This is a genomic window from Dokdonella sp. (assembly GCF_036518555.1).
GTDB lineage: Bacteria > Pseudomonadota > Gammaproteobacteria > Xanthomonadales > Rhodanobacteraceae > Dokdonella_A.
Genome location: NZ_DATDMY010000128.1, coordinates 1 through 8,546, shown reverse-complemented (window position 1 = coordinate 8,546; position 8,546 = coordinate 1). Strand labels below are relative to the sequence as shown.

The 8,546-nt window shown below is 70.1% G+C and carries 10 protein-coding genes and 1 pseudogene; 4 read left to right on the top strand and 7 right to left on the bottom strand.

Going from position 1 to position 8,546, the window contains the following annotated elements; genetic code table 11:
* The 5 genes from VI238_RS07625 to purM form a co-directional block, all read right to left on the bottom strand.
* On the bottom strand, positions 1 to 832 hold an 832-nt coding region (locus VI238_RS07625), incomplete at its 3' end, for a hypothetical protein (RefSeq protein WP_331650090.1).
* Positions 816 to 1,388 carry a hypothetical protein gene (locus VI238_RS07620; RefSeq protein ID WP_331650088.1) on the bottom strand — a complete coding sequence of 191 codons (573 nt, stop codon included), beginning with the start codon at positions 1,386 to 1,388 and terminating at the stop codon, positions 816 to 818. The genes VI238_RS07620 and VI238_RS07625, both read right to left, overlap by 17 nt.
* 127 nt (positions 1,389 to 1,515) lie before the next feature.
* Positions 1,516 to 2,226: a DUF3108 domain-containing protein gene (locus VI238_RS07615; RefSeq protein ID WP_331650086.1), complete on the bottom strand. Its 711-nt coding sequence runs from the start codon at positions 2,224 to 2,226 to the stop codon at positions 1,516 to 1,518.
* Positions 2,227 to 2,438: 212 nt separating this feature from the next.
* On the bottom strand, positions 2,439 to 3,128 hold the full coding sequence (purN, locus tag VI238_RS07610; protein ID WP_331650084.1) for a phosphoribosylglycinamide formyltransferase: 690 nt from the start codon (positions 3,126 to 3,128) through the stop codon (positions 2,439 to 2,441).
* Positions 3,129 to 3,195: 67 nt separating this feature from the next.
* A complete protein-coding gene (purM, locus tag VI238_RS07605) occupies positions 3,196 to 4,248 on the bottom strand; it encodes a phosphoribosylformylglycinamidine cyclo-ligase (RefSeq protein ID WP_331650082.1) in 1,053 nt (350 codons plus the stop codon).
* Between the two features lie 237 nt (positions 4,249 to 4,485).
* On the opposite strand from purM, the gene VI238_RS07600 reads away from it, so the two are divergent.
* From VI238_RS07600 to hda, 4 genes are read left to right on the top strand one after another with little or no spacing between them, the layout of a single operon-like run.
* A complete protein-coding gene (locus tag VI238_RS07600) occupies positions 4,486 to 5,142 on the top strand; it encodes a DUF2066 domain-containing protein (RefSeq protein WP_331650080.1) in 657 nt (218 codons plus the stop codon).
* Positions 5,143 to 5,152: 10 nt separating this feature from the next.
* On the top strand, positions 5,153 to 5,716 hold the full coding sequence (locus tag VI238_RS07595) for a CDP-alcohol phosphatidyltransferase family protein (protein WP_331650078.1): 564 nt from the start codon (positions 5,153 to 5,155) through the stop codon (positions 5,714 to 5,716).
* A complete protein-coding gene (locus VI238_RS07590) occupies positions 5,713 to 6,894 on the top strand; it encodes an AI-2E family transporter (protein ID WP_331650077.1) in 1,182 nt (393 codons plus the stop codon). The genes VI238_RS07595 and VI238_RS07590 overlap by 4 nt, the downstream gene beginning before the upstream one ends.
* A gap of 1 nt (position 6,895) precedes the next feature.
* Positions 6,896 to 7,585 (top strand): DnaA regulatory inactivator Hda, encoded by a 690-nt coding sequence (hda, locus tag VI238_RS07585; RefSeq protein ID WP_331650075.1) that lies wholly within the window; start codon positions 6,896 to 6,898, stop codon positions 7,583 to 7,585.
* A gap of 99 nt (positions 7,586 to 7,684) precedes the next feature.
* Here hda and murU read toward each other — a convergent pair whose 3' ends face one another.
* Both murU and VI238_RS07575 read right to left on the bottom strand, forming a co-directional pair.
* Positions 7,685 to 8,359 (bottom strand): N-acetylmuramate alpha-1-phosphate uridylyltransferase MurU, encoded by a 675-nt coding sequence (gene murU, locus VI238_RS07580; RefSeq protein WP_331650092.1) that lies wholly within the window; start codon positions 8,357 to 8,359, stop codon positions 7,685 to 7,687.
* Between the two features lie 2 nt (positions 8,360 to 8,361).
* Positions 8,362 to 8,546 (bottom strand): annotated as a pseudogene (locus VI238_RS07575) (aminoglycoside phosphotransferase); the annotation flags it as partial.

Sequence of the window (8,546 nt, the reverse complement as noted above, 5' to 3'; positions counted from 1 at the left end):
GCCGCATGGCACCATCCGTGTCGACGAGCCAGGTCGAGACACGCTTGCGGTTGCCGCCCTGGAATACGTCCACCGAGAGCTGGGTGCGGTCGACGCCGATGTGCTTGAAGCCGAGCGGCGCGCCGACTTCGGCCTCGAGGCGCGCAAGATCGGCATCGATGCCGCCGAGGAAGTCGCGCCGGCGGCCGTCACCCGCGACCGTCTTCGGCTTCTCCTTCGGCGCGGCCGGCGCGACCTTCGCACTGCCGGCGAGCAACTTCGCGACATCGACCTTGCGCCAGCCGTCGCCGCGCAGTTCCTGCGCCTTCGGCGACAGGCCGTCGGGCGTCCAGACGACCTGCAGCATCGCGTCGTCATTCGAGTCGCTCGTGAGGATCGCGCGCCAGCCGAAGTCGGCGCAGAACACGTCGGCGCCCAGAATGACGTTGTCCGGAATCTTGTATCCGTTCGCCGCCGCGATCGCGCGCGCCTGCGCGAGCACGCGTGCGCCTGCGTCGAGGTCGAGCGCGGCGAATGCGACCTTCTTGCGGCAGTCGACCTCGCCCGCCTTCTTCGGTCGGCCCCGCTCCAGCGTGCGACCGGGCACCGCCTCGTATTCGTCGAATTCGTCGGGCGCGGCGGCGTTCTGCGCGAGCATCTGCGCGTAGTGCTCGCCGAAGCCGAAGCTCAACACATTGACCGGGTGGCCGATGTGCTCGGCGAATGCGGCCTTGAGCGCCGCGGGCGTCTCGAGCGGATGCACGGGGGCGACGGGCGCTCCCGTCGCGGTCGCCTGGCCGATCCACAACGCGGCGAGCGCGAGCGCGCGACGACGATCAGTCCTTGTCGACATCGAGCACCCTCCCTTGCAGGTCGAACTCGACGCGACCGTCGTGGCGTGGCGTGTCGACGGCGATGGTCCAGATCGGCGTGTCGGTGACCGAAATGAAGCCGCTCGAGTCGCCGCGTTCGAGCTCGATCGAGACGACGCGGGCATCCGGAAGGCCGAGCTTCGTTCGAGCGGTCGCGAGCATCGCGGGCAGGCGCGGGAAATCGATGGTCGTCAGCTCGATCACATGGTGGTCGAGCGCGGCGACGGACGGGTAGTGGTCGAACTTGACCGGGATCGGGCCGTCGATGCGGCCGCGGTCGTATTCCCAGCTGTCGACGAGGTCGGGGTGCGCCCGGTCCTGGATCCAGAGGTCGACCTTGCCGTCGCGGTCGATCGACAGCTTGTACACCTTGACCGGGGGGCCGACGGTCGCGATCAAGCGCTGGAGGAAGTCGGCAAGGTTCGGCCAGGCGTAGTCGGTACCGGCGGGGTCCGCCGATGCGCGACTCGTTGCCGATGCGCATGCGAGCGCGACGAGAATCGTCGCCCGTACTGCGGCTGTCGTGGTCCGTGCCATCGCCATCCCCTCGCTGCAACGACCCGCTCCGAGCATACGCTCGCGGGCCCACCTCGAGGGAAACGCAAAAGGGCGACGAAGCCGAACGCGGCATCGCCACGCTGTCGCGGCATCCGTCGCCGGCGGCTCAGCGCACGGACACGAGCTGGAGCGTCACGGTGTCGCCCTTCTTCTCGGTCTGCTCGATCTCGACCGGCAGCCAGCCGAGCGACTCGGCGAACCAGCTGCGTGCGACGCGCTTGCGATCCTCGCCCGGTTCGCCTTCGCGACGCATGAGCTGCGCCTTGAACGCGCCCGCGGGAACCTTGCGCGTCTCCACCGCGCCGCGCACGTAGCGCATCGTCTCGACGCGGTCCTTGACCGCGACCGGATACTCGAACGCGGTCGCGTCGTGCACGAGGTCGCTCGCGAGCGCGAGCGTCACCGACTGGCGGTCGATCAGGCCCGGCACGGTCGCATAGCGGAAATCCCGCCCGCCTTCGCTCACTTCGACCGAGCCTTCCCGCCAGTCGAACGCCGCATGGCGCGTGCGCTGCTTGAACGCGCCGTCCTGCTTGTAGTCGTACGCGACCGCTTCGGGCCGGCCGTCCTTCCAGCGAAAGCGCGAGGTTTCGACGATATGGATACCGGCGAGCTTCGCGAGCGTCGACGTTCCGCGCGTCTCGCTGCGCAGTGTCCAGCTGCCGTCGCCGTTGTCGGCGAGATCGAGCGTCGTACGCCCGACTTCGTCGCCGTTGCGCAACGTCGCATATTCGGCATGGAACGGTTTGATCGCTCCCGCAGCGAACGCGGGTACGGCGAACGCGAGCAGGGCGGCAGCGACGAACGGAATCTTCATGATGGCCTTCGCTACGACTGGACGCCGCAGTATCGGAGCACGTCCCTGAACGAAACGTACAAGGGCCGAAGCGTGAAACACGAAGCACACAGAGCAGACGAAGAAGGCAGAGCAAGAGCAAGACGAATCCCGGTTCCGCGCGGGACGCCTTGTTCGGAGGTTTCTCGGACGAGGAAGAGCTCGTCCTTCCTGTGCTCCGTGTGCTTCGTGTTTCAATCCTTCCGCTCTTGTGTGCGTGCGAAGAGATTCAGGTCCGCGCCGAGGCACAGCGGCGAGGCCAGCGCGGCGCCGTCGAGGCGCACGCGGGTGCCGTCGAGCGCGATGCGGCCCGCCGCGATGAGGGCGATGCAGGCGACGAGCAGGCGGTGTTCTTCGGCGAGCAGGCGCTCGGCGAGCCGTTCCGGCGTGTCGCCGACGTGCACCGGGATTTCGGCGCAGGCGATCGGCGGGCCGCCGTCGAGTTCGGCGGTGACGTAGTGCACGGTTGCCCCGTGCAGGGCGTCGCCCGCCTCGATCGCGCGACGGTGCGTGTGCAAGCCGGGGTACTTCGGCAGCAGCGACGGATGGATATTGACGATCCGCCCCGCCCACGGGGCGAGCGCGGCCGGGTCGATGATGCGCATGAAACCCGCGAGCACGATGAGGTCCGGCGCGTACGCCGCGACGCGCCCGAACAGCTCGGCATCGTAGGCCGCCCGAGAGGGCGCGGACCCCGGCGCGAGCGCGAGGGTCGGGATGCCCGCGGCCTCGGCGCGCCGCAGCGCATGCGCATCGACCTTGTCGCTCGCGACGAGCACGAGTTCGATCGGCAACGCCCCTTGGCGTTGCGCGTCGATGAGCGCCTGCAGGTTGGAGCCGCGTCCCGAGGCGAGCACGGCGATGCGAAAAGGGGGTGGAGGCATCGTTCGGGTCAGGGTTCCTCGCGCATCCGCCTGGTCGCGCACGCATGCGGCCGTCCCCGTGCGGTGCTCACGCAATGTGCACGCGTTCGTCGCCGCGCACGGCCTCGACCGAGCCGATCGTCCACGCCGTGAGGCCGAGCGCCTCGAGTGCATCGAGCGTCATGCCGGCCTGATCGCGCTGCACGATGAGCGTGTAGCCGACGCCGCAGTTGAACGTGCGCAGCATTTCGTCGCGCGCGACGTTGCCTTCGCGCTGCAGCCAGTCGAACAGCGGCGGGCGCTTCCAGGTGGCGCTGTCGAGCGCGATGCCGAGGCCGTCGGGGACCACGCGGATGATGTTTTCCCTGAGCCCGCCGCCGGTGATGTGCGCCATGCCGTGCACCTTCTGCTGCCTGAGCAGCGCGAGGATCGGCTTGACGTAGATCGTGGTCGGCGCGAGCAGCGCGTCGGCGAGGCGCACGCCGCCGACGTCGAGGTCGAAGCCACCGTTGTCGGGCGTTATGCTCGCGCGCGCGACGATCTTGCGGATCAACGAGTAGCCGTTGGAATGCGCGCCGCTCGAGGCGATGCCGATGATCGCGTCGCCGGCCTTGATCTGCGAGCCGTCGACGAGCGCCGACTTTTCGACCACGCCGACCGTGAAGCCGGCGAGGTCGTACTCGCCGGGCGGATACATGTCCGGCATCTCGGCCGTCTCGCCACCGACGAGCGCGCAGCCGGCGAGTTCGCAGCCCTTCGCGATGCCGCCGACGACGCTGACCGTGGTGTCGACGTCGAGCTTGCCGGTCGCGAAATAATCGAGGAAGAACAACGGCTCCGCGCCCTGCACGAGCACGTCGTTGACGCACATGCCGACGAGGTCGATGCCGATCGTGTCGTGGCGTCCGAGCATCTGCGCGAGCTTGAGCTTGGTGCCGACGCCGTCCGTGCCGGACACGAGCACGGGTTCGCGGTACCGGCCACCGAGTTCGAACAGTGCACCGAAGCCGCCGAGGCCGGCCATGACCTCGGGACGGAACGTGCGCCGTACGAGCGGCTTGATCCGTTCGACGACTTCGTTGCCCGCGTCGATGTCGACGCCGGCGGCACGGTAGCTCAGGGATTCGAGTTCGACGGACATGGCGGCGGACGGCTGCGCGGGGCGCGCATTCTAGCAGGGTGTCGCCAAAGTGCTTCCTGCGCGTGCCTGGCCTCGTTCGGCGGCCCTGCGGCGCGCGCCGCCGGACCGTCCGGCGCCCGGAGACGCATTTTGCCGCCGTCCAACCGCACGCGCGCCGCGCAGCCTGCATCGCGGTCGCATGGACGTGCTGGCGGCCTTTGTGCAGACTTGAGCCCACCGATGGCTATGGACGACCCCGTGCGACACCCTGATCCGCGCGTGCCCGGCCCCTCGACGGGGTATGTGCTGGCGTTGCTGCTGGCGGTGCTGCCGCTGGCTTCGATCGCCGGGCCCTCGAGCTACACCGGCACCGCGCCGGTCAATTCGCAGTCCGACGAGGAGCGGACGAGTGCGCTGCAGACCGCCCTCGCGAACGTGGTCATCGAACAGACGGGCGACAGCAGCGTCATGGCGCGACCCGAGGTCGCCAAGGCGATCGAGAAGGCCGAACGCTACGTGCTGCAGTACTCGTACCGCCGCAACGCGCAAGCGGACGCGCCGATGACGCTGGTCGCCCAGTTCGACGCGTCAGCGGTGGACCAGATGCTGCAGAAGTTCGGACTCGGAGCGCTCGCCGACGTCCCGCTCGCGCCGGACACGCCGACCGAGGCGACCTTGTGGATCGGCGACATCCGCGATGCGGACGACTACGCGCGCGTGATGGGCTATCTCGGCCGGAACAACTTCGTCAAGGCGGTGCAGCCGACCCAGGCGACATCGGACGGCATCCTCGTCCACGTGTCGCTGTCGACCGACGTTGCCCATTTCCTCGGCGCGATCGCGATGGAGCGCACGCTCGCCGAAAGCACGAGCCGCGTCGACGGCGCGGACGCGGCGCTCGTGCTCGGCCACTGACGCCGCAGCCGTGCTGCGTCACCTGCCCAACCTCATCACCGCGCTGCGCATGCTGCTGGTGGTGCCGCTGTGCTGGCTCATCCAGGGTGGGCGCTACGACGGCGCGCTGCTCGTCGCGGCGATCGCCGCGATGAGCGACGCGCTCGACGGCTGGCTCGCCAAGCGCTTCGGCTGGCAGAGCTGGATCGGCGGCATGCTCGACCCGATCGCGGACAAGCTGCTGTTGACCGCGGCGTTCGTCTGGCTCGCCCTGTCCGGCGAATCGCCCGCATGGCTCGCCGGCCTCGTGGTCGGCCGCGACATCGCGATCGTCTCCGGCGCGATCGCGTACCACAACCTGGTGGGCCGCTTCGACGCGGCGCCGAGCCCGCTCTCGAAGGCGACCACCGCGGTCCAGCTCGCGTTCGTGCTGGCCGAACTGGTGCGCCTGTCGCACTGGATCGCGCCGCCGCCGATGCTGCACGCGGCGATGGTCGCGCTCACCGCGGCGTTGACGCTCGCGAGCGGATTGCACTACATCGTCGTCTGGGGCGCGCGTGCGCGCCGGGCGCTGCGCGGAGACGGGTCGAGATGAACGAGAGTGCACCGAACGGATTGCACCTGCGCTGGCAATGGCTGATCCTGCTCGCGTCCGTCGGGGTCGTGTTCTACCTGCTCGCGCCGGTGCTCATGCCGTTCGTCGCCGCGGCGCTGTTCGCGTACCTCGCCGATCCGGTCGTCGATCGCCTCGAGCGCTGGATGAGCCGGAGCCTCGCGGTCAGCCTCGTGTTCCTCGTCGTCACCCTCGTCGTGGTCCTGATCCTGCTGCTGCTCGTGCCGTTCACCGAGCGACAGATCGGCGCGTTCCTCGGCCAGCTGCCCATCTGGCTCGACTGGTTCCAGACCCGCGCGACGCCGTGGCTGGAGACGCGTTTCGGCATCTCGCCCGACGTGCTCGACACGCAGCGCATCCTCGCAGCGCTGCAGGCGCACTGGAAGGAAGCCGGTGGCATCGCGGCGGGCGTGCTCGCGAAGGTCTCGAAGTCGGGCATGGCCGTGGTCGGCTGGGTACTCAACCTCGTGATGGTGCCGGTCGTCGCGTTCTATCTGCTGCGCGACTGGGACGATCTGGTCGCGCGCATCCATGCCCTGATCCCGCGCTCCGTCGAACCGGTCGTCGCGCGGCTCGCGCGCGAATCGGACGACGTGCTCGGCGCCTTCCTGCGTGGCCAGCTCAGCGTCATGCTCGCGCTCGGCACGTTCTACGGCATCGGCCTGTGGATCGTCGGCGTCAGCATCGGTCCGCTGATCGGCATGATCGCGGGCCTGATCAGCTTCGTGCCATACCTCGGCGCGATCACGGGCGTCGTCATGGGCATCGTCGCCGCGCTCGTGCAGTACCAGGACTGGGCGCACGTGCTGCTCGTGCTCGGCGTGTTCGCGATCGGGCAGACGCTCGAGGGCTACGTGCTCGTGCCCAAGCTCGTCGGCGACAAGATCGGCCTGCATCCGGTGGCGGTGATCTTCGCCGTGCTCGCGGGCGGCGAGCTGTTCGGGTTCCTCGGCGTCCTGCTCGCGCTGCCGGTCGCCTCGGTCGTGATGGTCGTGCTGCGCTACCTCTACGCTCGCTACACGTCCAGCGAGCTCTACACGACCGGCTCGACGCCGGGCATCGTCGTCGTCGACAAGGGCGCGGAGCGCGCGGCCGTCGCCGATGCCGTTTCAGCCGCGGCGCCGCCGCCGGCCGCGCCGGGTTCGCCGCCGCCACCCTGACATGAGTCCGCAGTTGCCGCTCGCGCTGCGCTGGCCGGCGCACCAGCGCTTCGAAGGGTTCGTCGCCGGCGCCAACCGCACGGCGCTGGACGCGCTGCAGCGCGCGGCGCGCGGCGAGGATCGCGCATGGCTGTACCTGCACGGCGCGCCGGGCAGCGGGCGCACCCACCTGCTCATCGCGGCCTGCGCGGCCGCGAACGCGGGCGGTCGCACCGCGCAATACCTGTCGCTCGCGAGCCTGCGCGCACCGCGCGCGCAGGCGATCCGTGGTCTCGGCGGCAGCGACCAGCTCGCGCTCGACGATGTCGACGCGATCGCCGGCGAGCGCGACGCCGAGCACGCGTTGTTCGATCTCTACAACCGATGCCGGGCGGAGGGATCGCTGCTGCTGTTCGCGGCATCGGCGCCGCCGGCGCAGCTCGGCATCGGCCTGCCGGACCTCGTTTCGCGCCTGTCGGCCTGCACGCAGCTTGCGCTGAGGCCGCTCGAGGAATCGGAGCGGCGTTCGCTGCTGCGCGAACGCGCGCGCACGCGCGGCATCGAGCTCGACGACGGCGTGCTCGATTGGCTGTTCGCGCGCGCGCGTCGCGACCTCGGTTCGCTGTTCGATGCACTCGATCGCATCGACCGCGCCTCGCTCGCCGCGAAGCGGCGCGTGACCGTGCCATTCCTGCGTACCCTGCTCGATTGAAGCGCCGGACGCGGACGCGAGGCATCGGCGGCGGGCCGGCCGGGAGGCGTCCGCTGCGAGCCGATGCGCGCCGTCGCCTCGCCGCGGCGTCGCGGCGCTTCAGCGTTCGCCGCGTTCGCCGCCGCCGAGTTCGCGCAACTGCGCCGGCGTGCCGATGTTGCGCCAATAGCCGTCGTAGCGCTCGCCGGCGAGGCGGTCCTCGCGCATCGCGCGCTGGTACATCGGCAGCAGCTTGAAGCGCTCCGCGGTCTCCCCGGCGACGAGTGCGGGACGGTAGACGCCGATGTTGCCGAACGTGAGGCGCTCGCCGATGCCGTCCTCGTTGAGTCGGCCGCGATCGAGGCAGAAGTCGCCGCGCGGGTGGAAGTCGGGGTTCGGCACCATCACGAGATGGGCGAGGCCGTCGGGCTCGCGCGGCAGTCGCGCGTAGTCGTAGTCGCTGACGATGTCGGCGCTGACGCCGATGAACGGGGCATCGCCGAGCAGCGCGAGCGCGTGCCGGATCCCGCCGCCCGTCTCGAGCGGCGTCGGCCCTTCGTAGCTGTAGAGGATGCGCAGGCCCCAGCGCGCGCCGTCGCCGAGCGCGGCCGGGAACTGTTCGGCGAGGTGGGACGTGTTGATGACCACCTCGCGCACGCCCGCGGCGGCGAGCTTCTCGAGATGCCACTCGATCAGCATGCGGCCGCCCGCGCGCAACAGCGGCTTCGGCGTCGCGTCGGTGAGCGGACGCATGCGCTCGCCGCGACCGGCGGCGAAGATCATCGCGCGCCGGATCGTCACGCGGCCACCTCGCGCGCGCGCGCGATGTCGCGTTCGCCGAGCGCGCGCTCGAGCAGCGCGACGAAGGCCGCGAGTTCCGGATAGCCGCGCGCGACGTGGGTCACGTAGCGCCACACCAGCGGCAGGTCGGCGAGGTACTGCGCCTTGCCGTCGCGGTAGTGCTGGCGGCAGAAGATGCCGA

Excerpts from the sequence above, each read along its gene's own strand:
- VI238_RS07590 (WP_331650077.1), top strand. The coding sequence starts at position 5,713 with ATGAACGAGAGTGCACCGAACGGATTGCACCTGCGCTGGCAATGGCTG.
- hda (WP_331650075.1), top strand. The coding sequence starts at position 6,896 with ATGAGTCCGCAGTTGCCGCTCGCGCTGCGCTGGCCGGCGCACCAGCGC.
- purN (WP_331650084.1), bottom strand. The coding sequence starts at position 3,128 with ATGCCTCCACCCCCTTTTCGCATCGCCGTGCTCGCCTCGGGACGCGGC.
- VI238_RS07620 (WP_331650088.1), bottom strand. The coding sequence starts at position 1,388 with ATGGCACGGACCACGACAGCCGCAGTACGGGCGACGATTCTCGTCGCG.
- purM (WP_331650082.1), bottom strand. The coding sequence starts at position 4,248 with ATGTCCGTCGAACTCGAATCCCTGAGCTACCGTGCCGCCGGCGTCGAC.
- VI238_RS07615 (WP_331650086.1), bottom strand. The coding sequence starts at position 2,226 with ATGAAGATTCCGTTCGTCGCTGCCGCCCTGCTCGCGTTCGCCGTACCC.